The 23,831-nt window shown below is 73.5% G+C and carries 27 protein-coding genes; 16 read left to right on the top strand and 11 right to left on the bottom strand.

What is annotated here, in order from left to right; translation table 11 throughout:
* The first annotated feature begins 4 nt into the window (after positions 1-4).
* Positions 5-1,036: an MBL fold metallo-hydrolase gene (locus tag ACZ46W_RS03210; RefSeq protein ID WP_468330460.1), complete on the top strand. Its 1,032-nt coding sequence runs from the start codon at positions 5-7 to the stop codon at positions 1,034-1,036.
* A 135-nt stretch (positions 1,037-1,171) separates the two neighbouring features.
* On the opposite strand, the gene ACZ46W_RS03205 is transcribed toward ACZ46W_RS03210, so the two are convergent.
* Together ACZ46W_RS03205 and ACZ46W_RS03200 are read right to left on the bottom strand one after the other, a co-directional pair.
* A complete protein-coding gene (locus ACZ46W_RS03205; protein WP_468330457.1) occupies positions 1,172-1,780 on the bottom strand; it encodes a DedA family protein in 609 nt (202 codons plus the stop codon).
* Positions 1,777-2,559: an MBL fold metallo-hydrolase gene (locus ACZ46W_RS03200; RefSeq protein ID WP_468330454.1), complete on the bottom strand. Its 783-nt coding sequence runs from the start codon at positions 2,557-2,559 to the stop codon at positions 1,777-1,779. The genes ACZ46W_RS03205 and ACZ46W_RS03200 overlap by 4 nt, the downstream gene beginning before the upstream one ends.
* Before the next feature lie 86 nt (positions 2,560-2,645).
* On the opposite strand from ACZ46W_RS03200, the gene ACZ46W_RS03195 reads away from it, so the two are divergent.
* The 8 genes from ACZ46W_RS03195 (at position 2,646) to ACZ46W_RS03160 (ending at position 11,551) form a co-directional block, all read left to right on the top strand.
* Entirely contained in the window at positions 2,646-3,050 is a 405-nt protein-coding gene (locus tag ACZ46W_RS03195; RefSeq protein ID WP_468330451.1) for a hypothetical protein, read from the top strand.
* Between the two features lie 22 nt (positions 3,051-3,072).
* A complete protein-coding gene (locus tag ACZ46W_RS03190; protein ID WP_468330448.1) occupies positions 3,073-5,175 on the top strand; it encodes a phage holin family protein in 2,103 nt (700 codons plus the stop codon).
* Positions 5,176-5,241: 66 nt separating this feature from the next.
* Positions 5,242-6,573 carry an amino acid permease gene (locus tag ACZ46W_RS03185; protein ID WP_468330445.1) on the top strand — a complete coding sequence of 444 codons (1,332 nt, stop codon included), beginning with the start codon at positions 5,242-5,244 and terminating at the stop codon, positions 6,571-6,573.
* 135 nt (positions 6,574-6,708) lie between these two features.
* Positions 6,709-7,770, top strand: a complete 1,062-nt coding sequence (locus ACZ46W_RS03180; protein WP_468330442.1) for an ATP-binding protein — start codon at positions 6,709-6,711, stop codon at positions 7,768-7,770.
* Positions 7,767-9,569, top strand: coding sequence for a vWA domain-containing protein (locus tag ACZ46W_RS03175; protein WP_468330439.1), 1,803 nt, complete (start codon positions 7,767-7,769; stop codon positions 9,567-9,569). The genes ACZ46W_RS03180 and ACZ46W_RS03175 overlap by 4 nt, the downstream gene beginning before the upstream one ends.
* Before the next feature lie 59 nt (positions 9,570-9,628).
* Positions 9,629-9,958 carry a hypothetical protein gene (locus tag ACZ46W_RS03170; protein ID WP_468330436.1) on the top strand — a complete coding sequence of 110 codons (330 nt, stop codon included), beginning with the start codon at positions 9,629-9,631 and terminating at the stop codon, positions 9,956-9,958.
* 58 nt (positions 9,959-10,016) lie between these two features.
* Entirely contained in the window at positions 10,017-10,157 is a 141-nt protein-coding gene (locus tag ACZ46W_RS03165; RefSeq protein ID WP_468330433.1) for a hypothetical protein, read from the top strand.
* 254 nt (positions 10,158-10,411) lie between these two features.
* Positions 10,412-11,551, top strand: a complete 1,140-nt coding sequence (locus tag ACZ46W_RS03160) for a hypothetical protein (RefSeq protein ID WP_468330430.1) — start codon at positions 10,412-10,414, stop codon at positions 11,549-11,551.
* Positions 11,552-11,639: 88 nt separating this feature from the next.
* On the opposite strand, the gene ACZ46W_RS03155 is transcribed toward ACZ46W_RS03160, so the two are convergent.
* Genes ACZ46W_RS03155 through tdh form a run of 3 tightly spaced genes read right to left on the bottom strand, consistent with a single transcriptional unit; the run spans position 11,640 to position 14,815 of the window.
* A complete protein-coding gene (locus ACZ46W_RS03155; protein ID WP_468330427.1) occupies positions 11,640-12,560 on the bottom strand; it encodes a LysR substrate-binding domain-containing protein in 921 nt (306 codons plus the stop codon).
* A 21-nt stretch (positions 12,561-12,581) separates the two neighbouring features.
* Positions 12,582-13,763: a glycine C-acetyltransferase gene (locus ACZ46W_RS03150; RefSeq protein WP_468330424.1), complete on the bottom strand. Its 1,182-nt coding sequence runs from the start codon at positions 13,761-13,763 to the stop codon at positions 12,582-12,584.
* A gap of 23 nt (positions 13,764-13,786) precedes the next feature.
* Positions 13,787-14,815, bottom strand: coding sequence for an L-threonine 3-dehydrogenase (gene tdh, locus ACZ46W_RS03145; protein WP_468330421.1), 1,029 nt, complete (start codon positions 14,813-14,815; stop codon positions 13,787-13,789).
* Positions 14,816-14,957: 142 nt separating this feature from the next.
* Here tdh and ACZ46W_RS03140 point away from each other — a divergent pair, with 142 nt between their 5' ends.
* Positions 14,958-15,587: a histone deacetylase gene (locus tag ACZ46W_RS03140; protein ID WP_468330418.1), complete on the top strand. Its 630-nt coding sequence runs from the start codon at positions 14,958-14,960 to the stop codon at positions 15,585-15,587.
* A 29-nt stretch (positions 15,588-15,616) separates the two neighbouring features.
* Here the strand turns inward: ACZ46W_RS03140 and ACZ46W_RS03135 are convergent, their stop codons facing one another.
* The gene (locus tag ACZ46W_RS03135) at positions 15,617-15,991 is read right to left on the bottom strand and encodes a hypothetical protein (protein WP_468330415.1); all 375 of its coding nucleotides are present in this window, start codon (positions 15,989-15,991) and stop codon (positions 15,617-15,619) included.
* 230 nt (positions 15,992-16,221) lie between these two features.
* Between ACZ46W_RS03135 and ACZ46W_RS03130 the strand changes: the two genes are divergently transcribed.
* Positions 16,222-16,638 carry a hypothetical protein gene (locus ACZ46W_RS03130; protein WP_468330412.1) on the top strand — a complete coding sequence of 139 codons (417 nt, stop codon included), beginning with the start codon at positions 16,222-16,224 and terminating at the stop codon, positions 16,636-16,638.
* On the opposite strand, the gene ACZ46W_RS03125 is transcribed toward ACZ46W_RS03130, so the two are convergent.
* A complete protein-coding gene (locus tag ACZ46W_RS03125) occupies positions 16,635-17,441 on the bottom strand; it encodes a helix-turn-helix domain-containing protein (protein ID WP_468330409.1) in 807 nt (268 codons plus the stop codon). The two genes, ACZ46W_RS03130 and ACZ46W_RS03125, sit on opposite strands and share 4 nt — an antisense overlap.
* Positions 17,442-17,544: 103 nt before the next feature.
* Here ACZ46W_RS03125 and ACZ46W_RS03120 point away from each other — a divergent pair, with 103 nt between their 5' ends.
* Positions 17,545-17,850, top strand: a complete 306-nt coding sequence (locus tag ACZ46W_RS03120; protein WP_468330406.1) for a 4a-hydroxytetrahydrobiopterin dehydratase — start codon at positions 17,545-17,547, stop codon at positions 17,848-17,850.
* 4 nt (positions 17,851-17,854) lie between these two features.
* Here the strand turns inward: ACZ46W_RS03120 and ACZ46W_RS03115 are convergent, their stop codons facing one another.
* Both ACZ46W_RS03115 and ACZ46W_RS03110 read right to left on the bottom strand, forming a co-directional pair.
* Positions 17,855-18,307 carry a hypothetical protein gene (locus tag ACZ46W_RS03115; protein ID WP_468330403.1) on the bottom strand — a complete coding sequence of 151 codons (453 nt, stop codon included), beginning with the start codon at positions 18,305-18,307 and terminating at the stop codon, positions 17,855-17,857.
* On the bottom strand, positions 18,304-18,789 hold the full coding sequence (locus ACZ46W_RS03110) for a hypothetical protein (RefSeq protein WP_468330400.1): 486 nt from the start codon (positions 18,787-18,789) through the stop codon (positions 18,304-18,306). The genes ACZ46W_RS03115 and ACZ46W_RS03110 overlap by 4 nt, the downstream gene beginning before the upstream one ends.
* Before the next feature lie 39 nt (positions 18,790-18,828).
* Here ACZ46W_RS03110 and ACZ46W_RS03105 point away from each other — a divergent pair, with 39 nt between their 5' ends.
* Together ACZ46W_RS03105 and ACZ46W_RS03100 are read left to right on the top strand one after the other, a co-directional pair.
* On the top strand, positions 18,829-19,845 hold the full coding sequence (locus ACZ46W_RS03105; protein ID WP_468330397.1) for a helix-turn-helix transcriptional regulator: 1,017 nt from the start codon (positions 18,829-18,831) through the stop codon (positions 19,843-19,845).
* 27 nt (positions 19,846-19,872) lie between these two features.
* Positions 19,873-20,757, top strand: a complete 885-nt coding sequence (locus tag ACZ46W_RS03100; RefSeq protein WP_468330394.1) for a class I SAM-dependent methyltransferase — start codon at positions 19,873-19,875, stop codon at positions 20,755-20,757.
* 3 nt (positions 20,758-20,760) lie between these two features.
* Here ACZ46W_RS03100 and ACZ46W_RS03095 read toward each other — a convergent pair whose 3' ends face one another.
* Positions 20,761-21,540 carry a TIGR03943 family putative permease subunit gene (locus ACZ46W_RS03095; RefSeq protein WP_468330391.1) on the bottom strand — a complete coding sequence of 260 codons (780 nt, stop codon included), beginning with the start codon at positions 21,538-21,540 and terminating at the stop codon, positions 20,761-20,763.
* Positions 21,537-22,523 (bottom strand): permease, encoded by a 987-nt coding sequence (locus ACZ46W_RS03090; RefSeq protein ID WP_468330388.1) that lies wholly within the window; start codon positions 22,521-22,523, stop codon positions 21,537-21,539. Before ACZ46W_RS03090 ends, ACZ46W_RS03095 begins: the two co-directional genes overlap by 4 nt.
* A gap of 135 nt (positions 22,524-22,658) precedes the next feature.
* Between ACZ46W_RS03090 and ACZ46W_RS03085 the strand changes: the two genes are divergently transcribed.
* Complete coding sequence (locus ACZ46W_RS03085) at positions 22,659-23,216, top strand: hypothetical protein (protein ID WP_468330385.1); 558 nt, start codon at positions 22,659-22,661, stop codon at positions 23,214-23,216.
* A gap of 38 nt (positions 23,217-23,254) precedes the next feature.
* A complete protein-coding gene (locus tag ACZ46W_RS03080; protein ID WP_468330382.1) occupies positions 23,255-23,734 on the top strand; it encodes a hypothetical protein in 480 nt (159 codons plus the stop codon).
* The last annotated feature ends 97 nt before the right edge of the window (positions 23,735-23,831 follow it).

Raw genomic sequence — 23,831 nt, 5'->3', positions numbered from 1 at the left:
GCAGATGACGGAACAGACGGCACCCACCGAGCACCCCCCGGCGGACCGGGCCCCGGCCGGCCACCCCGAAGGCGGCCATCCCCGCCCCCTCGGCCAGATCCGCACCTGGCCGAGATCCTTCACCGACCGGCTCACCGCGCCCCTCCCCGGTGTGCGCGCCATGGCCAGGCTCGCCCGCGAGGGCGCCGTGCGCCCCAGCGCCGAAGGGCTCCGGGACATCCCGCACCTGCCGTTCCGGCCCGAGCCCCTGCCCGCCGTGGAGCCCGGCTCCGTCGCTGTCACCTGGGCCGGGCACGCGAGCTGGATCATCCGCGTCGGCGGCCTCACCGTCCTGACCGACCCCGTCTGGTCCCGCCGCATCCTCGGCACGCCCGCCCGCATCACCCCCGTCGGCGTCCGCTGGGAGGACCTCCCGCCCGTCGACGCCGTCGTCATCAGCCACAACCACTACGACCACCTGGACGCCCCCACCGTCAGAAGGCTGCCGCGCGACACCCCCGTCTTCGTCCCCGCCGGTCTCGGCCGCTGGTTCCGCCGCCGCCGTTTCACCCGCGTCACCGAACTCGACTGGTGGGAGCACGCCGAACTGCGGGGCGTCCGCTTCGACTTCGTACCGTCCCACCACTGGTCCAAGCGCACCCTCACCGACACCTGCCGCTCCCTGTGGGGCGGCTGGGTCATCGGCGACCCGCACGGGCACCGCGTGTACTTCGCGGGCGACACCGGCTACGGCCACTGGTTCAAGGAGATCGGCCGCCGCCACCCCGGCATCGACCTCGCCCTCCTGCCCATCGGCGCCTACGCCCCCCGCTGGTGGCTCCGCGACGTCCACACCGACCCGGAGGAAGCCGTCCAGGCCTACCAGGACCTCGGCGCCCGCGTCATGGCCCCCATGCACTGGGCCACGTTCGTGCTCTCCTCCGAACCGGTCATGGAACCCCTCACCCGCGTCCGCGCCGCCTGGGAACAGGCCGGCCTGCCCCGCGACCACCTCTGGGACCTGCCCGTCGGCGCCTCACGCGTGCTGTCCTTCTAGGGCTGGGTTCCCCTCCGGGGCGCCGCAGCCTGTGTCGACGGTCGATCGTGCTCGGTCGCTCGTTCCTCACGACCTCCGCGCGTTCTCCCTTTCGACACAGTCGCGCCCCTTCGGCTCACTCGCCGCCCGGCAGGGTCACGCCCTCCGCACCCGCCGCCACACCGACGGCACCGCGCTGATCAGCACCGTCAGGGCCACCGCCGCCAGGACCCCCTGCCAGGGGCGGGCGAAGAGGGAGCCGCCGAGGATGCCGATGAGCTGGTACGTCACCGCCCACGCCAGGCACGCCGGGATGTTGCCGCGCACGAAGCGGCGCAGCGGCATCCCGGCCAGCAGGCACGCCAGCATCACCGGGATGCGGCCCGCCGGGACCAGCCGGGACAGCACCAGCACCGACACCCGGTGCTCCCGCAGCCTGGCCTGCGCCTGCTCCAGCCGGTCCGGCGCCGCCCGCTCCCGCAGCGCCACCAGCCAGCGCGAACCGTTCTTCGACCGCACCCCGCGCCGGCCCAGCCAGTACAGCGTCACATCACCCAGGAACGCCGCGCCCGCCGCCAGCAGGAAGACCACCAGCAGTGCGACCGGCGACGTCTGATGGAACGCCACCACCGCGGCCGAGCTGACGATCGCCCCCGTCGGCACCACCGGCACCAGGGCGCCCAGCGCCACCAGCAGGAACAGCGCCGGATAGCCGAGCGCCTGCTGGGTCGACTCGGGCGGGAGCTGGGCCACCGCCGCGATCACCCGGACACCTCCGGCCGCACGCTCTCGCCGTGCCCCAGCAGGTGCACCGCCACGTCCGGCGCCAGACGCGCCGCGTGGCGCGCGAACTCGTCGCCCGGCGCGTGGAACTCGTGCGGCCGCACCCCGTCCAGCCCGATCGGCCAGTACGTGCCGTAGTGCACCGGAACGGCCGCCCGGGGCGCCAGCGCCGCCAGCGCCTCCGCCGCCCGGGTCGCGTTCAGGTGCCCGGGCCCCAGGAACGGGCCCCACCCGCCGACCGGCAGCAGCGCCACGTCCACCTCGCCCACGGCCGCCGCCATCCCGTCGAACAGCCCGGTGTCCCCGGCGAAGTAGGTGCGCGCCGCCCCGCGGATCACATACCCGAGCGCGGGGGACAGGTGCGGCCCCACCGGCAGCCGCCGCCCGTCGTGCCGCGCCGGCACCGCCCGGACGACCAGCTCCGCCACCTTCACCTCGTCACCGGGGGCCACCTCGGTGATCCGCAGCCCGCCCGCCGCGCCCAGCCTCCGCAGCCCCCGCACCGCCCGGGTCGCGCCCATCGGCACGATCAGCCGCGTACCGGGCGCGAGCCGGGCCAGCGACGGCAGGTGCAGGTGGTCGGAGTGGAGGTGCGAGACCAGCACCGCCTCCGCCCGCGCGGCCGCCGGCGGCGGCAGCTCACCGCGCCGCCGCCGCAGATGCGCGAGCCGCCGCACGAACAGCGGGTCGGTCAGCACCCGCACTCCCGAGTCCTGGACCGTACAGGTGGCATGACCCCACCAGGTGACCTCCACCGGCACCGCCCGCCCTCCTCGCTCCCGTGCTGCTCCTACGAGCGTAAATGCGCTCCTCCTCGCCTGGAGGCGATCGGAGTAGGGTCGGCGGCATGGACGACGTACGCGTGGCGGCGATCGCCAGCCTGACGCCGCTCGAGGAGCTCGACAGCGACCCCTTCCTGGTCGACACCCGCAGCCAGCACGCCATGTGCGAGCGGTGGGCGGCCGACAAGGGCTATGTCGTCAGCCGCCAGTTGCTGTTCTACGGGATGCGGCCCGACCACCGGATGCTGTGGGCCGACGTCGAGGCGGGCGCGGTCGACCTGTTCGTCGTGCCCAACCAGCGGGTCCTCGACCGGGCGCTGACCTCCGCGCGGGACTTCACGGCCGAGTGCGAGCGCCGGGGCGTACGGCTGGAGACGGCCGGGCTCGACGAACCGGCGTACGACGCGGCCATGAAGGCCCATGTGCACCGCCGGCTCTCCATGCCGACGGCGGGCTACGACGGCTGCTGAGCCGGACCGAGGAGCGAGCGGCGTGGCCGAGGGACGCTGGCGTACGGCGGGGGGCGCCCTGCTGCGGGTCGTCGTGGTGTGGGCGGTGTCCACCCTCACCATGCTCGCGCTCGCCGGCCTCCTGCCCGACTTCCAGCTCCAGTCCGACGACGGCGACAGCATCACCCGTACCGCCGTCACCGCCGCCTGGGGCGCCGGGGTGTTCGGCCTGCTGAGCGCCCTGGTGTGGCCGCTGGCCGTCCGCGCCCTGCTGCTCGTGCCCGCCCTGGTCCTCGGACTCCTCGCCTTCTTCCTCAACGGCTCCCTGCTGCTCGTCGCGCTCTGGCTGATCCCCGACGGGCGCGGCGAGGCCGACCCCGAGAACGCCGTCGTGGTGGCCGCCGTGATGTCGGCCGTCGCGTCCGCCACCTCCACCGCCCTCGCCGTCCGCGACGACAACGCCTACCGCCGCCGCCTCTACCGCCTCGCCGGCCGCCGCCGGTCCGGCCGGCCCGGCATAGGCCCCGACAGCCCGCCCGGCACGGTGTTCCTCCAGCTCGACGGCGTCGGGCACCGGGTGCTGCGCGACGCCGTCGCCGCGGGGGTCATGCCGACCGTCGCCGCCTGGCTGGGCTCCACCCACCGCCTCACGCCCTGGCGCACCGACTGGTCCAGCCAGACCGGCGCCAGCCAGCTCGCCATCCTGCACGGCACCAACCACGACGTGCCCGCCTTCCGCTGGTACGAGAAGGACACCGGCCGGCTCATGGTCAGCAACCGGCCCGCCAGCGCCGTCGAACTCCAGCGCCGCGCGATGACGCGCACCGGTGACGGCGGGCTGCTCACCCTGGACGGCGCCAGCCGCGGCAACCTCTTCAGCGGCGGCGCCGACCAGCTCGCCCTCGTGCTGTCGGTCTCGGCCCGCCGGGGCCGGCGCAACCGCTCCCGCGCCGGGTACTTCGCCTACTTCCGCGACCCCGCCAACGCCGTCCGCACCGCCATCTCCTTCGTCGCCGAAGTGTGCCGGGAGATCGGCCAGTCCACCCGGTCCCGCCTCAGGAAGGACACCCCCAGGGTCGGCCGGGGCGGGCTGTACCCCTTCATCCGCGCCTTCGCCACCGTCGTCGAGCGGGACGTGGTCGTCGCCGCCGTCATGGGCGACCTGCTCGCCGGCCGCACCGCCGTCTACGCCGACCTCGTCGCCTACGACGAGGTGGCCCACCACTCGGGGCCGCACAGCCGCGACGCGCGCAAGGTCCTCGAACGGCTCGACCGGTCCATCGCCCTGATCGCCAAGGTCGCCGAGCACGCCCCCCGCCCCTACCGCATCGTGCTCCTCTCCGACCACGGCCAGAGCCCCGGCGAGACCTTCGAGTCCGCGTACGGGCTGACGCTGCGCGACCTGGTCCGGGCCGGCTGCGGGCTGCCCGTACCGCGCCGCGCCCAGCACACCCCGAGCGGCGCCGAGGCGCGGGGCGCGCTGCGCAGCGCGGTGCACCTGCCGGTCGAGGAGGGCCGCGAGGAGCGCCCGGCCCGCACCTCCGACCCGATCGTGCTGGCCTCCGGCAACCTGGGCCTGATCTCCTTCCCGGACGTGACCCACCGGATGTCCCGCGAGGAGATCGACCGCCGTCACCCCGCCCTGCTGCGCACGCTCGCGGGCCACCCGGGCATCGGTTTCGTGCTCGTCCGCAGCGAGGAGCACGGCTCGGTGGTGCTGGGTCCCGCCGGGCGGGAGATCCCCGTGGACGACCTCACCGACGACGGCCCGCTCGCCCCCTACGGCCCGGGCGCCGCCGACGCCGTCCGGCGCACCGACTCCTTCCCGCACGTCGCCGACATCATGGTCAACTCCATGTACGACCCGGAGACCGGCACCGTGCACGCCTTCGAGGAACAGATCGGCTCGCACGGCGGACTCGGTGGCGAGCAGTCGGAGGCGTTCCTGCTGTCCCCGCGCACCCTGTCCGCGCCGGTGGCCGACGGCAGCCGCCTGACGGGCGCCGAAGAGGTCCACCGGGTGCTGCGGCGCTGGCTGCGCGAGGCCGGGGGCCCGCAGGTGCCACTGGAGGAATCCCCGTCACGCCCCCAACCGGAAGAAGCATTTCCGGTTGCCGACCCCATCGTGCCGGACAAACACCACTGATTTGGTGCAGCGTTCTCCGTACCCGAACATGTTCGGGTTTGTACGGCGAAAGGCGCACCACCCCCCATGATCACCGACCCCACCCCCGACGAGCGGTCCAAGCACGCCCGCAGCTTCGGACTGCCCATCGCCACCGCCCTGGTCATGGGCAACATCATCGGCGGCGGGATCTTCCTCCTCCCCGCCTCCGTCGCCCCCTACGGCACCATCAGCCTCGTCGCCTTCGCCGTCCTCACCGCCGGCGCCATCGCCCTCGCGCTCGTCTTCGGCCGCCTCGCCCAGCGGCACCCCCTCACCGGCGGCCCCTACGTCTACGCCCGTGAGGCCTTCGGCGACTTCGCCGGGTTCCTCGCCGCCTGGTCGTACTGGATCACCACCTGGGTCTCCAACGCCGCGCTCGCCGTCGCGGCCGTCGGCTACCTCGACGTCCTCGTCCCGGTCCACGAGTCCAAGGCGGCGACCATCGCGGCGGCCCTGGCCCTCCAGTGGCTGCCCGCCCTCGCCAACCTCGCCGGCACGCGGTACGTCGGCGCCGTCCAACTCGTCGCCACGGTCCTGAAGTTCGTACCGCTGCTGCTGGTGGCCGTCGGCGGCCTGTTCTTCTTCGACCCGGCCAACCTCGGCCCCTTCCAGGCGAGCGACTCCGGCGCCATCGGCGCGGTCTCCGCCTCCGCCGCCATCCTGCTCTTCAGCTACCTGGGCGTGGAGTCGGCGGCCGTCAGCGCCGGCGAGGTCCGCGACCCCCGGCGCAATGTCGGCCGCGCCACCATCCTCGGCACGCTCGGCGCCGCCGCCATCTACCTGCTGGGCACCCTCTCCGTCTTCGGCCTGGTCGCCCACGACCGGCTCGTCGAGTCCAGCGCGCCCTTCTCCGCCGCCGTCAACACCATGTTCGGCGGCACCTGGGGCGGCACCGCCGTCGCCTGCATGGCCCTCGTCTCCATGGTCGGCGCCCTCAACGGCTGGACCCTGCTGAGCGCCCAGACCCCCTACGCGGCGGCCAAGGACGGCCTCTTCCCGAAGGTGTTCACCCACAAGCGGCGCGGCGTCCCCACGTACGGCGTCCTCGTCACCGTCGTCCTCGCCTCCCTGCTGACCGTCTACAACTACACGGCCGGCTCCGAGGGCGTCTTCGAGATCCTCGTCCTGGTCACCACCTTCACCGCCACGGTGCCCTACCTCCTGTCGACCGCCGCGCAGATCTACTTCCTCGCCTCCGGCCGGTCGGACCGGGTCCACCGCCCCCGCCTCGTCCGCGACGCCGTCCTCGCGCTGGTCGCCTTCGCCTTCTCCATGTGGCTCGTCGCCGGTTCCGGCTACGCGGCGGTCTACCAGGGCGTGCTGTTCCTCTTCGCGGGCGTCCTGGTCTACGCCTGGATGTCGGCCCGCCGCGCGTAGCCTCCCGCGGGACGACTGCCCACAACGGCCGGCGAACCGCCGCCCGAATATTCGGCTGCGCCGCACGGCGCGACGCGCACACACTGGGCTGGCCCGCCCGTTCGGGCATCGAACAGATGTCAGGAGTGAGCCCGCTTGCAGGCCGCCGTCACCGTCACGCCCGCCCGTATCCCCGAGCTGCTGCTCGGCCTCGCGACCGTACGCCCCGTGTTCCTCTGGGGCGCGCCCGGCATCGGGAAGTCGTCGCTCGTACGGAACTTCGCCGAGTCCCTCGGGCTCGAATGCGTGAGCCTGCTCGGCACCCAGCTCGCGCCCGAGGACCTCATCGGCGTACCGCGAATCCGCGACGGCAAGTCCGTGTTCTGCCCGCCCGAGGCCATCGCCCGCGACGAGCCGTACTGCCTCTTCCTCGACGAGCTGAACGCCGCCACCCCCGACGTGCAGAAGGCGTTCTACTCCCTCATCCTCGACCGGCGCATCGGCAGCTACGAACTGCCCGCCGGGTCCATCGTCATCGGCGCCGGCAACCGCGCCACCGACAACGCCCTCGCCCGCCCCATCGCCTCCGCGCTCGTCAACCGCCTCACCCACGTCCACCTGCGCGCCTCCGCCACGGACTGGCTGGTGTGGGCGGGCGAGCACGGCATCCACCCCTGGGTCACCGACTACCTCACCGACCGCCCCGACCACCTCTGGTCCCAGCCGCCCAAGACCGAGGAGCCGTTCTCCACGCCCCGCTCCTGGCACATGCTCTCCGACGCGCTGCACTCCTTCGGGCCCACGCTCGACGAGGAGACGCTGAAGATCCTGGCGCACGGCACCCTCACGCCCTCCCACGCCGTCTCCTTCTGCGGGTACGCCAAGATCGTGCGGCACGCGTACGGCATCGACGCCATCATCAAGGGCGACGCCTCCTGGCCGCACCGCGTCGAGGACCGCGACCTGCTCTACTACCTCGCCGACGCGTTCCGAGGCCGGCTCATCAAGGAGCTGCCCGCCACCAAGGACCGCGTCCCGCCCGCGGTGCGGCAGGCCGCGCACCGCGCCAAGTCGCTGCTCGTCCAGCTCGCCGAGATCTCCGTCGAGGTCGCCCAGACCGTCATCGCCGACGACGCCGACGGACAGCCCGTGCTGCCCGCCTGGTTCCTGGTCGAGGCGGCGCGCGACCTGCCGCGGCTGGTCGAGGCCCGCCGGTGACCCGCACGCCGGCCGCGAAGAAGTCCCGAAGCGACCCCGCCGCCGAGGCCTTCCTCGCCGGACTCGCCCTCGTCAAGCGCCATCCCGCCCTCGCCGCGCTGGAGGCCGGCGTCTGCCGCAGCCGAGACTGCGAGAGCACCCCGCGCCACGGGCTGGCCGCCATCGACTCCAACGGCCGGATCCACGTCCACCCCGACCGCCGCGCCGAACCCGCCGACTGGGCCTGGGCGCTCGCCCACTGCCTCATCCACCTCGGCTTCGGCCACGTGCCCGCCGACCGGGCCCACCGGCGCGAACAGCCCGACCGCTACGACCTCGCCGCCCGCTGCGCCGTCGTCAACCGCTTCCTGCTCACCCTCCACGTCGGCCGCGCACCCGAGGAGGTGCCCACGACCTACCCCGACGGCGAGGAGGAGCGGCTCGCCGACCGCTGGCGCAAGAGCGGCATCCCCGCCCCGTACGCGCACTGCGGGACGGCGGGCGACGAGCCCGACCAGCTCCTCGTCCCGTGGGCGACCTGGCACACCCCGCCCGACTGGCAGCTCGCCTTCGCGCACGCCCTGACCCGTACCGTCTCCGCCGCGATGGACGTCGCGGGCGGCCGGCGCGACTCCCTCACCGGCGAGGTCCGGCCCAAGCAGCCCTGGGACCGGGCGCTGAGCTGGTTCATCTCCTCGTACCCGCTCCTCGGCGGCATCGCGGCCGGCATGACCCTGGTCGCCGACGCCGAACTCGCCCGCGCGCACGGCATCTCCATCGCCGCCGTCGACGCCACGCTCGGCGAGATCTACCTCAACCCGCTGCGCCGGTACGACGACGAGCAGTGGCGCTTCGTCCTCGCCCACGAGATGCTGCACGCCGCGCTGCGCCACGGCGACCGGCGCGGTGCCCGCGACCCGTACCTGTTCAACGTCGCCGCCGACTACGTCATCAACGGCTGGCTCGTCGAGATGGGCGTCGGCACCATGCCCGAGGGGCTGCTCCACGACCCCGACCTCAAGGGCCTGTCGGCGGAGGAGGTGTACGACCGGATCGTCACCGACGCCCGACGGACGCGGCGCCTGGCCACCCTGCGCGGCAAGGGCACCGGCGACATCCTCGGCGAGCCGCTCGGCGGGCGGCCCCACGACTACGTGGATCTCGACGAGTTCTACCGGCGCGGCCTGGTCCAGGGTTTCGACCTGCACGTGAGCGGGGAGCGCGGACTGCTGCCCGCCGGGCTCGTCGAGGAGATCCGGGCGCTGGCGCACCCGCCGGTGCCCTGGGACGCCCGACTGGCCCGCTGGTTCGACGAGTTCGTGCCCCGCCCCGAGCCGGTGCGCAGCTACGCCCGGCCGGCCCGCCGCCAGGCGTCCACGCGCGACATCCCGCGCGCCGGACGGTACTTCCCGCCCGAGGAGGTCGCCCGGTGCACCTTCGGCGTCGTCCTCGACACGTCGGGCTCCATGGACCGCCGGCTGCTCGGCAAGGCGCTCGGCGCCATCGCCTCGTACGCCGAGGCCCGCGACGTCCCGGCGGCGCGCGTGGTGTTCTGCGACGCGGCCCCGCACGACGCCGGGTACCTGCCACCGACGGAGATCGCCGGGCGGGTCCGGGTCCGGGGCCGTGGCGGCACGGTCCTCCAGCCGGGCGTGGACCTCCTCCAGCGCGCCGGTGACTTCCCGGCCACGGCGCCCGTCCTGATCATCACGGACGGGTACTGCGACGTGCTGCGCGTCCGCCGCGAGCACGCCTACCTGATCCCGCACGGCGCGTCGCTGCCGTTCACCGCGCGGGGCCCGGTGTTCAGGCTCCGCTGAACGAGCGGTTCTCGCGCCGGAATGGCACAACACGTCCGGTCACGGGCAAAGGAACGCCCATGACCAGCATGACCGGGCTCACCGTCGCCGCACGCCGGGCCGTGCTGGTCACCCTCCTCGTGCTGGCCGCCCTGCTGGGCGTCACGGCCGGGACGGGACCGGCCACGGGCACCGAGCCGCGCCCGGCCGCCTCCGCCGCGCCCGACCCGGACCTGACGGAGGCGGAGACCGCCGCTCCGCACCGCGCAGGCCGCCACCGGCGCGCCGTCCGTCCCCGCCCGCCCCGCCCGCACCGGCTCCTGACGACGGCGGCCCTTCCCGCCGCGCCGTCCCTCCTCCCGGTCATCCCGGCGCTCCGCACCGTCCGGTGCGTGGTCCTGCGCTGCTGAGCGGTACGCCCCGCAGCTCACCGCAGTCCGACCACGTAAACGAACAGGGAGCACCACCATGCCCGTCGACCCCTTCGCGGCCCTCAACGCCCTCATCCGCGCCGAAGCCACCCGCAGCGCCGACCCGGACCCGGCACCCCCCGCTGACACCCCGCACCCGGACGCCGCCCCCCGGCCCCCCGAGGACGCCGAGCAGTAGCCGCCGGGCGACTTCCACGGCGAGCGGGTGGTCCAGGACCACCCGCTTCGCGTCGCGCGGGTCGTGGACGCGCACATGGGGAAACGGGCGGGCGACGCCCCATGACAGCATGATGTGTGAACTCAGTCAACAGGCAGACTATCCGTGGTCCTTGGTGATATCGTCCCGGCTCGTTGATCGGTGCCGTCGGCGTATCGCATGGAAGTACACGACCTGCAAGGGGAGTTCTGTTGAATCACACGCTGAGAAGAGCCATGAGGAGGGCGACCGGAGCCGTCCTCGCGGTGTTCGCCCTGCTCGCGACGGTGGTGGTGACCGCGGCGCCCGCGCAGGCCGCTCCGCCTCTGCCCGGAGGCAAGACGAACTGGGTCGTGTCCGTGGGCCACATGGACGTCGCCTCACGCAACAACTACCGCAACTGGGTGCGCCTGGGGTACTACACCTTCAACGCCGACGGCACGGTGAGCACCAGCTACTGGAACTGGGCGCAGCGGGACCAGCCGATGCGGGTGAACGCCGTGACCGCCGACTGCGGCGGCAACGTCCCCACGTGCGCCGTCCGCACGGTCGAGGGATTCGCCGGCTCCCCGACAGGCGGCTTCCAGGGCACCTTCGGGTACGCGCCCGACGGCCGACTCGTCGTCACCTGGTCCAAGGACGCCGCCGGCACCCCGCTCGCACGCTCCCTCACGGAGTACTGGAACGTGGAGACCGGCCTGGCCGCCGGAGCGGCGGCCCGCATCACCAGTCCCACCTTCTACGGTGCCTACGGCAACAACGTCGAGATCCCGGCCGCCGGCGAGTTCTCCGACTACACCGCCAACTTCGGCATCGGTTACGGCAGCAACGCGTCGCTGGGCCGCGAGAGCCGGGCCGCCATGAACCAGCTCGTCACCGATCCGCGCTACAACGCCCAGCCCTACAAGGGCGCGTTCGTCGTGGCCAAGGCGTCGTCCTCCGACCCGGCGACCCGCGTCGGCATCGTGGGCCGCGAAGGTTCCGGCGGAGCCTGGACGTTCGGCGACCCCGCCAATCCGTGGAGGCTGTGCGCCGGCAGCCCGTGCATGGGCTGGCTCCAGCCCAACACGAGCTGCGCGGGCACGGACAAGGACCGGGTGCGCTACATCGCGGAGATCGGCGGCGGACGCCGGAACACCGAGGAGTACTGGTGCCAGTCCCTGGCCCAGGGCCGGCCGTGCTACGAGGACAACTCCCACCCGCGCCCCATGCTCCAGGTCATCGACGACTCCGGACGGTTCCAGGGATGGGTCGGCGTCGAGGCGTTCACCCACGTGAACACCGCGACCGGCCTGCCGGACAGCAGTTGGGTCGAAGGCTACTGGGGCATATTCGACAACGTCTCGGCGGCGATGCAGCCCAAGCTGCCCGCCTGAACCGTCTCCCACCGGCCCCGGCACAGCGGACGGCCGCCGCACCCCAACCGGTGCGGCGGCCCCGCCGCGGTCACCCGCGGGGCTCCCGTCACAGCTCCCGTGTCGACACTCCCCGCGCCGCCCCCGCCAGCGCGTCCAGCACCGGCCGGATCAGCGGGTGGTCCTCGGCCCCGCGCCGCACCGCCGCGAACACGCGCCGGAACGCCGCCGGACCCGCGACCGGCCGGACCACCACGTCCTTCAGCTCGATGCCCCGCAGGGCCGAGCGCGGCACCAGCGTCACCCCCGCGCCCGCGCCCGCCAGGGCGACCACCGCGCGGAAGTCGTCCGAGGAGTGGACCACCCGCGGGTCGAACCCGGCCAGCTCGCAGGCGAGGAGCACCATGTCGTGGCACGGGTTGCCGGGGTAGGGGGCGATCCAGTCGGCGTCCGCGAGCGAGGCCAGCGCGACCTCCGGTTCCTGCCCGAGCGGATGCCCCGCGTGCAGCACCGCGTCGAACGGCTCGGCGTACAGCGGTACGCGCGCCAGGCGCCGGTCGCCCTCGCGCGGCGCGCCCCGGTACTCCACCGCGACCGCCACGTCCGCCTCGCCGTCCAGGACCAGCGGCAGCGACTCGTCGCCCTCCGCGTCCCGCACGCGCACCCGGATGCCGGGGTGCGTCCCGGCGAGCCGCCCGATCGCGGGCGCGAGCACCTCGGCGATCCCGGTCGCGAACGCGGCGACCGTCACCTCGCCCGCCGTGCCGCCCGCGTACGCCGCGAGCTCCGCCTCCGCCCGCTCCAACTGCGCCAGCACCTCGTTGGCGTGCTCCAGCAGGATCTCACCGGCCGCCGTGAGCCGTACGCCCTTGCCGCTGCGGGTCAGCAGCACGTGCCCCGTCTCCTGCTCCAGCGCGGCGAGCTGCTGCGAGACGGCGGACGGGGTCAGGTACAGCGCCGCGGCCGCGGCGGTCACCGTACGGTGGTCCGCCGCGGCCCGCAGGACGCGCAGTCGCCGAGGGTCGATCACCCGGCCATTGTCCCTCAGTCGTCAGCCGGCCATCGCGGACCTGGCGTCGACGAACGCCGCCACGGCCCGCTCCACGTCCGCAGTCGAGTGCGCCGCCGACAACTGCACCCGGATGCGCGCCTGGCCCATCGGCACCACCGGGTACGAGAAGCCGATCACGTACACGCCGCGCTCCAGCAGCAGCTCCGCCATCCGGGCCGCCTCCGCCGCGTCGCCGATCATCACGGGCGCGATCGCGTGGTCGCCGGGCAGGATCTCGAAGCCCGCCTCCGTCATCGCCGTACGGAACAGCTTGGTGTTGGCCTCCAGCTTCTCGCGCAGGTCACCGGCCGACTCCAGCAGGTCGAGGACCTTCAGGGACGCGGCCGCGATCACCGGGGCGAGCGAGTTGGAGAAGAGGTACGGGCGCGAACGCTGGCGCAGCAGCGCGACGATCTCCGCACGCGCCGCCACGTACCCGCCGGACGCGCCGCCGAGCGCCTTGCCGAGCGTGCCGGTGATGATGTCGACGCGGTCCATCACGCCGTGCAGCTCCGGCGTGCCGCGCCCGCCGGGGCCGACGAACCCGACGGCGTGCGAGTCGTCGACCATGACCATGGCGTCGTACCGGTCGGCGAGGTCGCAGATCTCCGGCAGCGGCGCCACGTACCCGTCCATCGAGAACACGCCGTCGGTGACGATGAGGCGCCGCCGCGCGTCCTGCGTCTCCTTGAGCTGCTTCTCCAGGTCGGCCATGTCGCGGTTGGCGTACCGGTGGCGGCGCGCCTTGGACAGCCGGATGCCGTCGATGATGGAGGCGTGGTTGAGGGCGTCGGAGATCACCGCGTCCTCGGGGCCGAGCAGGGTCTCGAAGACGCCGCCGTTGGCGTCGAAGCAGGAGGAGTACAGGATGGTGTCCTCCTGCCCGAGGAACGCCGACAGCCGCCGCTCCAGCTCCTTGTGGACGTCCTGCGTACCGCAGATGAAGCGCACGGACGCCATGCCGTAGCCCCAGCGGTCCAGCGCCTCCTTGGCGGCGGCGATGACCTCGGGGTGGTCGGCGAGGCCGAGGTAGTTGTTGGCGCAGAAGTTCAGCACCTCGCCGGAGGGGACGGACACCTTCGCGCTCTGCGGGGTGCCGATGACCCGCTCGGGCTTGTAGAGACCGGCGTCGCGGATCTCGTCGAGGGTGGCGCGCAGCTCGTCGCGGACGGACGCGTACATCAGAGGGCTCCTAAGGAAAAGGGTCAGACGGTCCAGTCGAGGATGATCTTGCCGCTGCGGGCGGTGGCCGCCTCGTCGAAGGCGGCGTCGAAGTCCCGGTAGCCGTAGCTGCCGGTGATCACCGGGCTGAGGTCGAGACCGCCCTCCAGCAGGACGGTCATCGCGTACCACGTCTCGAACATCTCGCGGCCGTAGATGCCCTTGACCGTGATCATCGAGGTGACGATCTTCGACCAGTCGACGGCGAACTCCTCGGCGGGCAGGCCCAGCATCGCGATCCGGCCGCCGTGCGTCATGTTGGCGACCATGTCACGCATGGCCTCGGGCCGCCCGGACATCTCGAGGCCGATGTCGAAGCCCTCGCGCAGTCCGAGCCGCCGCTGCGCCTCGCCGATGCTGCTCTCGGCCACGTTCACGGCGAGCGTGGCGCCCACCTTGCGGGCCAGCTCCAGCCGGGACTCGCTCACATCGGTGATCACCACATTGCGCGCACCGGCGTGCCGGGCGACCGCCGCCGCCATGATCCCGATCGGGCCCGCCCCGGTGATCAGCACGTCCTCGCCGACGAGCGGGAAGGACAGCGCGGTGTGCACCGCGTTGCCGAACGGGTCGAAGATCGCGGCCACGTCCAGGTCGACCTTCGTCCGGTGCACCCACACGTTCGACGCGGGCAGCGCCACGTACTCGGCGAACGCCCCGTCCCGCCCGACGCCCAGCCCGACCGTGGCCCGGCACAGGTGGCGGCGGCCCGCCAGGCAGTTGCGGCACTTGCCGCACACCAGGTGGCCCTCGCCGCTGACCAGGTCGCCCACCGCGATGTCGGTGACGTCGGCGCCGACGTGCGCCACCTCGCCGACGAACTCGTGCCCCAGCACCAGCGGCGTCGACACCGCCTGCCGCGCCCAGCCGTCCCAGGAGCGGATGTGCAGGTCCGTCCCGCAGATACCGGTGCGCAGCACCCGGATCAGCACGTCACCGGGCCCGGTCTCGGGCTCGGGGACGTCCATGAGCCAGAGGCCGGGCTCGGCCTTCTGCTTGACGAGTGCCTTCATGGGTGCGGCTCCAGGCGGGAAGGTTCGGGTGGAGATCGTGAACGCGCACCAATCTGCCGACCCGCGCCCGCCGCGTCCATCGAGGTTTTCTTAAGCGGGTCAACAGCGCAGCTTCACGCGCCACGCCCGCTACGTTCGGCGCATGACGACCGAGGTCTGGTACACGTCCTACGGCTCCAACACCCACATCGACCGCCTGGCCCACTACATCGTCGGCGGTACGCCCCCGGGCGGGGCCCGCGCCTACCCCGGCTGCCGCAACCCCCGCCTGCCGACCGCCTCCGTGCCGGTGGAGCTGGCGGGCGCCCTCTACTTCGCCACCGAGTCCCCGGTGTGGACCGGCGGCCGGGCGTTCTACGACCCGCACGCCGAGGGCCGCGTCCTGGCGCGGGCGCACCGCGTCACCGCCGAGCAGTTCTCCGACATCGCCGCCCAGGAGATGTACCGCGAGCCCGGCCCGGACACCGACCTCGACCTGACGGGCGTCCTCCGCGACGGCAGGGCCGTGCTCGGCGACGGCCGCTACGAGACGCTGGTCCGCCCCGGCACCCTCGACGGGCTGCCCATGCTCACCTTCACGGCCCCCTGGCGCATGCACGACGTCGACTGGAACGCCCCCTCCGCCGACTACCTCCGCTACCTCGCCGCCGGCCTCCTCGCGGCGGGCGCCTGGGACGCGGACACCGTCGCCGCCTACCTCGCCTCCTGCCCGGGCGCGGCGGGTCACTGGACCGAGCGCAGCGTCCGGGAGCTGATCATGAGCCGACCGTAGACCACCGCCGGCCTCCGGCCGGGCCCCGGTCAGGCCCGCGGCAGGTTCCGCACGATGTCGTCGATCCGGCCATTGCTGGCTTCGTACCCCGCGCCTCCGTCCTCCAGCAGCATGATGTGCCGGATCTGGGCAGGTGTCAGGCCCCGGTCGTGCAGCGCGATGACCTGGTCGCGCCAGGCGATGGCCGACTGTGCCCCGTCGATCCGGTAGTGCGCGTCCAGCGTGCGTTCCGCGATCACCTGGGCCTGTGTCAGGGCCGCGTCCGCCCTCTGGAGGCTGCGTGCCGACTGGCGTTCGGACTGGACCAGGGCACGCTCGGCCTTGCGTAGGCTCAGAACGGCCACCGTCACGGCGATGACGTTTCCGGCGAGCCCCGACCACGCGGCAATGCTGTCCGAATTCACTTCCCGCTCCCTGAGACGCTCCCTGAGACGTGGTGACTGGGGGGACGCCCAGGAGAACGGACCGGTTCCGCAACCCCGGCCCTCACGGACCGCCCACCGCCACCCGCATTACCCCAGCGGTAATCGACCCCCTCCCCGCCGCCCGGCATCGTTCTCGGTACCGGAACCCGGGCGGTCTCGCACTCCGGCCGGGCTCCGGGCCCCTACGACTTCGACGGAGGCTGACCGCCATGTCCCAGGCCCTGCTCGCCGGCATCTCCCGCACCACCGAGCCGCAGACCATGCTGCGCCGCTTCCTCGCCCTCGACGCCGTCGTCACCGGGGCCAACGGGCTGGCGTACGCCCTCGCCTCCGCCCCTCTCGGGCGGCTCCTCGGCGTCGACGCGGCGCTCCTGCTCGGACTCGGCCTCTTCCTCACCGCGTTCGCCGCCGGGGTCGGCTACCTCGCCTCCCGGCCGCAGCCCCCCGCCACGCCGGTCAAGCTGGTGGTGGACGCCAACCTGCTCTGGGCCGTGCTCAGTGTCGTGGCGCTCGTCGCCTGGCTGTCGCCCACCACCGCCGGAACGCTGTGGATCCCGATGCAGGCTGCGACCGTGGCCGGGTTCGCCGCCCTCCAGTTCTCCGCCCTCCGGGCGGTGGGGCGCTAGAGCGACCGGAGGTACTTGACCGTCGCCGGGTCGGCCGGGAGGAGCGTCTCGATGGCCAGCTCGGCGACCGTCACGTCCATCGGCGTGTTGAACGTCGAGATCGACGACACGAACGACAGCAGGTGCCCGTCGTGCTCGATCCGCAGCGGCAGCGCGAAGTACGGGTACGGATGGGGGTCCTCCCGGTCCTCCGGGCAGGCGTCCGCCGACTCCGGCAGCGGGTACGCCGCGACCTCCTCGTACACCCGGCGCAGCGGCTCCGAGCGCGCCAGCGCGATCTGCCGCTCCATCTGGGCCAGCAGGTGCCCGCGCCACTCGCGCAGGTTCCGGATGCGCGGCGCCAGGCCCTCCGGGTGCAGCGTGATCCGCATGGCGTTCAGCGGCGGCGTCAGCAGGTGCTCGGGCAGCCCGTCCAGCAGCCGCGCGATGCCCTGGTTGGCGGCCACCACCGTGTACGAGCCGTCCACCACGAGCGCCGGATACGGGTCGTACCCGGCGAGGAGCTGATCGATGCCCGCCCGCAGCGTGTCCAGCGACGGGTCGTCCAGGGACGTCTCGGCGTACCGGGGGGCGTAACCCGCCGCCAGCAGCAGGGCGTTGCGCTCCCGCACCGGCACGTCCAGGTGCTCGGCGAGGCGCAGGATCATCTCCTCGCTCGGACGGGACCGGCCCGTCTCGATGAAGGACACATGACGCGCCGACGAGTCGGCGCGCAGGGCCAGCTCGAGCTGGCTCAGCCGTCGCCGCTCACGCCAGCCGCGCAGCAGCGGCCCTACTCCGGTACCGGACGCGACAGTTGTCATACCGCAGACGGTAACCCACGTGTTGACCACGGAGGGCCGCCGTCGGACCGTAAGGTCACGGTCACGCCGACATCGTCCGCACCGACCCGGAGGGAGCCCGGACATGCCCACGGAGCCGCTGTCGCAGAAGGAGATCGAGGACCGGCTGCGGGAACTTCCCGGCTGGTCCCAGGAGGGCGACCGGATCGCCCGCACCTACCGCCTGGGCACGCACTTCGCCGCGACCGCCATGGTCGTCCACGTCGCCCAGATCCAGGAGGAGCTCAACCACCACTCCGACCTCACCCTCGGCTACAACACGGTCAACCTCACCGTGAACACCCACGACGCGGGCGGCGCCATCACGGAGAAGGACTTCTCCCTGGCCGCCCGCGTCGAGGAGATCGCGCCCTCCCACGGCGCGCACTGACGCGCTACGCGCGCGTGAAGGTCATCACCCAGTTCGTCACCCAGGTTCCCCCGCCGTCCACCGAGAAGGCCTGTTCCCACCGCGCGCCGGCCGCCGTGATGTCCGACCACAGGAAGCGGACCCGCACGGCCCGCCCCGCGTGGTGGTCGTCGCCGTGGAACCGCCCCGTACCGTCCGCGCCGAAGCGGCCGCGTACGGGCGGCTCCAGGCGGCCCGTACGGCTGTTGGCCCAGTTCAGCGTCCACTCACCGGTACCCGGCTCGTACAGGCGCGTGGTGAGGCCGCGGAAACCCTTCGAAGGGAAGACGATCTCGTCCACGTGAGCGGCGCCGTCCCAGAAGAGGTGACCCGTGGTGTGGCCGTCGAACTCCTCCCACCCGCTGCCGGGGTCGAGGAAGTCGGTGAGCCGTCGGTTGTGGACGTTCCAGCGGCCGGCGAGGAAGTCGAAGTCCTTCACGCGCGCGTGCCTCCCGTCCGGGGCGAACGCAGCACGTCGGCCACGTACGCGTCGAGGTCGGGGCGGTCGGGCGCGAGCATGTGCCGTACCCACGCGTCCCGTTCGTGCGCGAGCGGCGGCAGCTCCCAGACGCAGCCGATCCACGGCCTCTCCAGGCGTACGAAATGCGTGGGGTCCCGGTCCGGGCAGCCCAGCGACGGCTGGCCCGCCACGGCGATGGAACAGTGCAGGACGTTGTCCCACACCCAGCTATAGGCGTTGAGGTAGGCGCCGTCGTCACCGCCCCGGTGCAGCACGGTGAACGACGCCGGGGGAGTGGTGGCGTCCGGCTCCGGCAGCAGGCCGGGCAGGAGCGCGTACGCCGCCTCCGCCACGTCCGGGGCGATGCCCGACGGGTCGGCGGTGACCTCGTAGCGCTTGACGCGACGGCCGGCCACCTCCACCGGGGCCGCCGTGAACAGGAGTTTCTCTGCGAAAGACATGGCTGGACGGTATGGGCGGTCCACTGACACCCTGTGTCAGTGAAGTCCAGCCGGCTCCTGTCGATCCTGCTCCTCCTCCAGACCAGGGGCCGCATGACCGCCGCCCAGCTCGCCGCCGAGCTGGAGGTCTCGGTCCGCACCGTCTACCGGGACGTCGAGGCGCTGCACACGGCGGGCATCCCGCTCTACGGGGACGCCGGGCACCGCGGCGGCTACGAGCTGCTCGCCGGCTTCCGCACCCGGCTGACCGGCCTGTCCGCCGGGGAGGCCGAGGCGCTGTTCCTCACCGCCCTGCCGGGCCCGGCCGCCGAGCTGGGGCTCGGCCCCGCCGTCGCGGGCGCCCGGCTCAAGCTGCGCGCCGCCCTGCCGCCCGCGCTGCGGGAGCAGGCCGACCGGATGAGCCGCAGGTTCCACCTGGACGCGCCCGGCTGGTACACGCAGGACGACGACGTGCCGTTCCTGCCCGCCGTCGCCGACGCGGTGTGGCGCGGCCGGGCCCTCGACGTCCGCTACCGCCGCTGGACCGAGCCGACCGACGTCGAACGGCGCCTGGAGCCGTACGGGCTCGTCCTGAAGGCGGGCCGGTGGTACGTCGTGGCGGCGCGCCCGGGCGGCTCCGGGCCGCGCACCTACCGCGTCGACCGGATCCTGGAACTCACCGTCACGGAGGAGGCGTTCGACGTACCGGACGACTTCGGACTGGCCGCGTACTGGCAGGCGTACCAGCGCGACTTCCACGCCCGGCTGTACCGGGACGAGGCCCTCGTCCGCCTCTCGCCGCGCGGCCTCACCCGGCTCACGGGCCCCGCCGCCCGGGCCGCCGCCACGGCGGGCACCCGCGAACCGGACGGCTGGACGCGCGCCCGGGTGCCCGTCGAGTCGCCGGACCACGCCCACGACCAGTTCCTGGCACTCGGCGCGGACGTGGAGGTCCTCGCCCCGCCGGAGCTGCGCACCCGGATCGCCGAAACGGCCCGGCTGCTGGCCGAGCGGTACGCCGCCGCGCCCCGCGTACCGCCGCCGGCGTTGCGGAAGCGGCAACAGAGCTCGCCGTAACCGCACCCCCGCCGCCACCCTGTCGGCATGAGCCAACACCACCACCAAGGCCACCACGACCACGACGACACCCACATGGACTGGAGCGAGATGCTCCCGCTGCTGGAGCACGGGGCGGAGCTCCAGAGCCCGCTGTACCGGCAGGCGGCGGCCTGGCTCGGCGAGCTGGCACCGGTCGCGGGCGTGCGCAGGGTCCTCGACGTCGGCAGCGGGCCGGGCGTGCTGTCGTGCCTGCTCGCCGAGGCGTTCCCGTACGCGGAGGTCGTCGCCGTCGACGGCACGCCCGAGCTGCTGGAGCGCACCCGGCAGCGCGCCCGTGCCGCGTCGCTCGGCGAGCGGGTCACCACGCACCAGGCCGAACTCCCGGACGGCATCGCCGGGCTGGGCGGCGCCGACCTGATCTGGGCGGCCGACTCGCTGCACCACCTGGGTGACCAGCGCGGCGCGCTCGCCGAGCTGGCCGGGCGCTTGCGTCCCGGCGGGCTGCTGGCGGTCGTCGAGGGCGGGCTGCCGACGCGGCGCCTGCCGCACAGCTTCGGCATCGGGCGCCCGGGCCTGGAGGCCAGGATCGACGCGGTGCACGCCGACTGGTTCGCCGAGATGCGGGCGGGTCTGCCCGGCGCCAAGGAGGACATCGACGACTGGCGGGCCCTCCTGGCGGACGCGGGCCTGGTGCCGAGCGGTACGCGCTCGTTCCTGCACGACCTGCCGGCCCCGGTCACCGACGCCGTACGGGAGCAGATCGTGACGACCTTCACCCGGACCCGTGACGCGCTCGGCGAGCGGCTCGCGCCGGAGGACCGGGCCACGCTGGACCGGCTGCTGGACCCGGAGGACCCGCTGGGCCTGCACCAGCGGCCGGACCTGTTCACGCTGACCGCCCGCACGGTGCACACGGCCCGCCGCGGCTGACCGTCAGGGCGGCGGGGGCGCGGTGTCCTGGTACGGGTCGACCGGCTCGGGCACCCGCTCCACGGTCCGGGCGTCCAGCGCCACCGCGGCGGCCGCCGTGCCGAGCTCGCCGCCGCCACCGGGGTGCCAGGTGCCGGTCACGGTCACCCAGGTGTCGGCGGGGGGCGCCGGCCTGCCGTGGACGCGGACGCGCAGCGACCGGGAGTCGGCCGCGCAGCAGCTCACCACGAGCCGGGTGAGGTACCAGGTGCCGGTGCCGTCCTTGGCGGGCGTGACGAACCCGGTCATCAGGACCGTGCGGCCGGCCAGGCTCCGGTCGCGGTCCTGCTGGACCCGCGCGATGAACCCGGACAGGGCGAGCGGGGCGGGGTCGGCGGCCGGCAACGGTTCGAACTCCGACACCGGGGCGATGACGTTGTCCGTCTCGCGCGCCGCCGTGTAGGAGCCGAGCGCGGGTGGGGCGTACAGCAGCAGGGCCAGGACGGGCAGGAAGAGCACCCAGGCGACACGCGGCCCGCCGTCATGCCCGTGCCCGTGCCCCTGTCCTTGCCCGTGCCCGTGCTCGTCGTCCACCTCCGCGTCCGTCTCGCGGCGGGCCGCGAACGGCAGCCCGTCGCGTACGGCGCTGACGACGCCCAGCACGAGCAGCAGCACGGCGGACGCGATCAGGAAGGGCCGCAGGCTCTCCTTCACGTACCGCAGGTAGACCTGGCTCAGCAGCGAGATGTGCAGCACGGCGGAGCCGGTGAGCAGCAGCAGGGCCGCCTGGATGTGCCGTCTCACAGGAGCCACCACCCGGTCAGGCAGGCGCACGCCACGGCCACCACGGCGGTCGCCGCCGAGAAGCGCACCGCGAAGGCCCGTCCGAACGTCCCGGCCTGAAGGGCGATCAGCTTCACGTCGACCATGGGGCCCACCACCATGAAGGTCAGCCGTGCGGTGGGGGAGAAGCCGGTGAGCGACGCGGCGACGAAGGCGTCGGCCTCCGAGCACACGGCGAGGACGATCGCGAGCGCGGCGAGGAACAGCACCGACAGCCAGGGGGAGCCGGCGAAGACGTCCAGCACGGAGCGCGGTACGAGCACGTTGAAGGTGGCCGCCGCCATCGCGCCGACGACGAGGAAGCCGCCCGCGTGCAGGAAGTCGTGCTGGAAGCCCACCCGGAACTCTTCCCAGCGGCTGTGCCCGGCCCGGTGGCCGGTGTGCCGCGCCGGCATCCTCAGCCACTCGGACCGGCCCCACTTCAGCCACAGCCAGCCCATGGTCGCCGCCGTGGCCAGGGAGGCGACGAGCCGGGCGGCGACCATGCCCGGCTGGCCGGGGAAGGCGACGGCCGTCGACACGAGGACGACGGGGTTGACCGCGGGCGCGGAGAGCAGGAACGCGAACGCCGCCGCCGGGGTGACCCCACGCCGGATCAGGCTCCCCGCGACCGGCACGGAGGCGCACTCGCACCCCGGCAGCACCACTCCGGCCGCACCGGCGACGGGCACGGCGAGTGCGGGGTTGCGGGGGAGCGCCCTGCTGAAGACCCGGGCCGGGACGAAGGCGTTGACGGCGCCCGAGACGATGGTGCCGAAGAGCAGGAAGGGCAGCGCCTGCACGGTGAGCGCCACGCAGACGGTCTGCCACGCCCGGAAGCCGGGGTGGTTCAGCACGGGCAGCGCGAGGGCGCCGATCAGCAGCAGCGATACGGCTCCGGTGACGGTGACGGACGGCGGTATCGCGCCGGGCGGGCGCTCCCGCACGGGGGCGGCTCGGTTCATGGAGCGACACCTTAGCCGTAGCGGCTAATGACAATCGTTTCGTCTTAGCGGTGCCCGCCTCGGGTCGTTTCGGCGGCGGGGCGTCGGCGATACCCTGAATGGGGCAAATCGGACATGAGTGAGGGGGTCGGTCCCATGTCGACAGGAACCCTCCTGGCAATCGTCATTCCCGTCGCGCTGATCCTGGCCGCCCTGGCGGTGGTGGCCTTCCTCGGCTTCCGCAGCCGGCGCCTGCGCGAGCGCTTCGGACCCGAGTACGACCGGACGGTCGAGGACACCGGAAGCCGGCTCGCCGCCGAGCGCGATCTGAACGCCCGCGAGAAACGCCACGACGAGCTGGACATCAAGCCGCTGCCGGGGGACGTCCGGGACCGCTACAGCCGCAACTGGGCCGACGTCCAGGGCGAGTTCGTGGACCGTCCCGAGGACGCCGTGCAGGACGCGGACCTCCTGGTGACCTCCCTGATGAGGGAGCGCGGCTACCCGACCGAGGGCCTGGAGCAGCGGCTGAAGGACCTCTCGGTCGAGCACGGCCGCACGGTCGAGCACTACCGGGCCGCGCACGAGGTCAACAGGCTGAGCATGAAGCACCAGGCCACGACCGAGCAGTTGCGCGGGGCCATGGTGCATTACCGCGCCCTCTTCGACGAGCTGCTGTCCGACGGGGGGCAGTCCCACCGGGCCCCGGCCTGACCCGGCGAGCCCCAGGGGAACTCAGCGGAGGAGGAGAGATGCAACGCGAGGACATACCAGGACCCGGCGAGAGTGGCCTGTCCACCGAGGACATCGCCCAGCCGGGCGGCGCGGGCGAAGCCACCGAGGGGCCGCCGGACGCCCCCGCCTACCCGCTCGAAAGCACCGCCGAGCCGGCCGAGCCGGCCGGGGAGGGCGGGGCGGAACCGTCCCCGACCCCGGACGTGGCCGTCCCGAGCGAGGACGAGACACCGCAGCTCCTGGCCGAGGGGGACGAGGAGGGCTTCCGGAACCGCTGGCAGGAGATCCAGACCCAGTTCGTCGACGACCCGCGTGAGGCCGTGCACAAGGCCGACGCGCTCGTCGCGGACGTCATGCGGCAACTGGCCTCGACGTTCGCCGACCACAAGAAGGAGCTGGAGGGTCAGTGGAACCGCGGCGAGGAGGTCGACACCGAGGACCTCCGCAAGGCGCTGCGCCAGTACCGGTCGTTCTTCAACCGCCTGCTGACCACCTGACCCCACCGGCGACCCCGGCCCCAGGGGGGGGGGGGGGGGGGAAGAGGGGGGGGGGGGGGGGGGGGGAAAAGGGGGGGGGGTACAACCCGGAGGAAAG

The sequence above is a fragment of the Streptomyces sp. NPDC031064 genome (assembly GCF_055570965.1).
The sequence above is the reverse complement of the archived record's forward strand: the minus strand, read 5'-3'. Positions and strand labels throughout refer to the sequence as shown.

What these genes read in the sequence shown, in the direction of transcription:
- ACZ46W_RS03210 (WP_468330460.1), top strand. Translation starts at nt 5, where the DNA reads ATGACGGAACAGACGGCACCCACCGAGCACCCCCCGGCGGACCGGGCC.
- ACZ46W_RS03195 (WP_468330451.1), top strand. Translation starts at nt 2,646, where the DNA reads ATGGACGACGTACGCGTGGCGGCGATCGCCAGCCTGACGCCGCTCGAG.
- ACZ46W_RS03185 (WP_468330445.1), top strand. Translation starts at nt 5,242, where the DNA reads ATGATCACCGACCCCACCCCCGACGAGCGGTCCAAGCACGCCCGCAGC.
- ACZ46W_RS03170 (WP_468330436.1), top strand. Translation starts at nt 9,629, where the DNA reads ATGACCAGCATGACCGGGCTCACCGTCGCCGCACGCCGGGCCGTGCTG.
- ACZ46W_RS03165 (WP_468330433.1), top strand. Translation starts at nt 10,017, where the DNA reads ATGCCCGTCGACCCCTTCGCGGCCCTCAACGCCCTCATCCGCGCCGAA.
- ACZ46W_RS03160 (WP_468330430.1), top strand. Translation starts at nt 10,412, where the DNA reads ATGAGGAGGGCGACCGGAGCCGTCCTCGCGGTGTTCGCCCTGCTCGCG.
- ACZ46W_RS03150 (WP_468330424.1), bottom strand. Translation starts at nt 13,763, where the DNA reads ATGTACGCGTCCGTCCGCGACGAGCTGCGCGCCACCCTCGACGAGATC.
- tdh (WP_468330421.1), bottom strand. Translation starts at nt 14,815, where the DNA reads ATGAAGGCACTCGTCAAGCAGAAGGCCGAGCCCGGCCTCTGGCTCATG.
- ACZ46W_RS03140 (WP_468330418.1), top strand. Translation starts at nt 14,958, where the DNA reads ATGACGACCGAGGTCTGGTACACGTCCTACGGCTCCAACACCCACATC.
- ACZ46W_RS03130 (WP_468330412.1), top strand. Translation starts at nt 16,222, where the DNA reads ATGTCCCAGGCCCTGCTCGCCGGCATCTCCCGCACCACCGAGCCGCAG.
- ACZ46W_RS03125 (WP_468330409.1), bottom strand. Translation starts at nt 17,441, where the DNA reads ATGACAACTGTCGCGTCCGGTACCGGAGTAGGGCCGCTGCTGCGCGGC.
- ACZ46W_RS03120 (WP_468330406.1), top strand. Translation starts at nt 17,545, where the DNA reads ATGCCCACGGAGCCGCTGTCGCAGAAGGAGATCGAGGACCGGCTGCGG.
- ACZ46W_RS03110 (WP_468330400.1), bottom strand. Translation starts at nt 18,789, where the DNA reads ATGTCTTTCGCAGAGAAACTCCTGTTCACGGCGGCCCCGGTGGAGGTG.
- ACZ46W_RS03100 (WP_468330394.1), top strand. Translation starts at nt 19,873, where the DNA reads ATGAGCCAACACCACCACCAAGGCCACCACGACCACGACGACACCCAC.
- ACZ46W_RS03090 (WP_468330388.1), bottom strand. Translation starts at nt 22,523, where the DNA reads ATGAACCGAGCCGCCCCCGTGCGGGAGCGCCCGCCCGGCGCGATACCG.
- ACZ46W_RS03085 (WP_468330385.1), top strand. Translation starts at nt 22,659, where the DNA reads ATGTCGACAGGAACCCTCCTGGCAATCGTCATTCCCGTCGCGCTGATC.
- ACZ46W_RS03080 (WP_468330382.1), top strand. Translation starts at nt 23,255, where the DNA reads ATGCAACGCGAGGACATACCAGGACCCGGCGAGAGTGGCCTGTCCACC.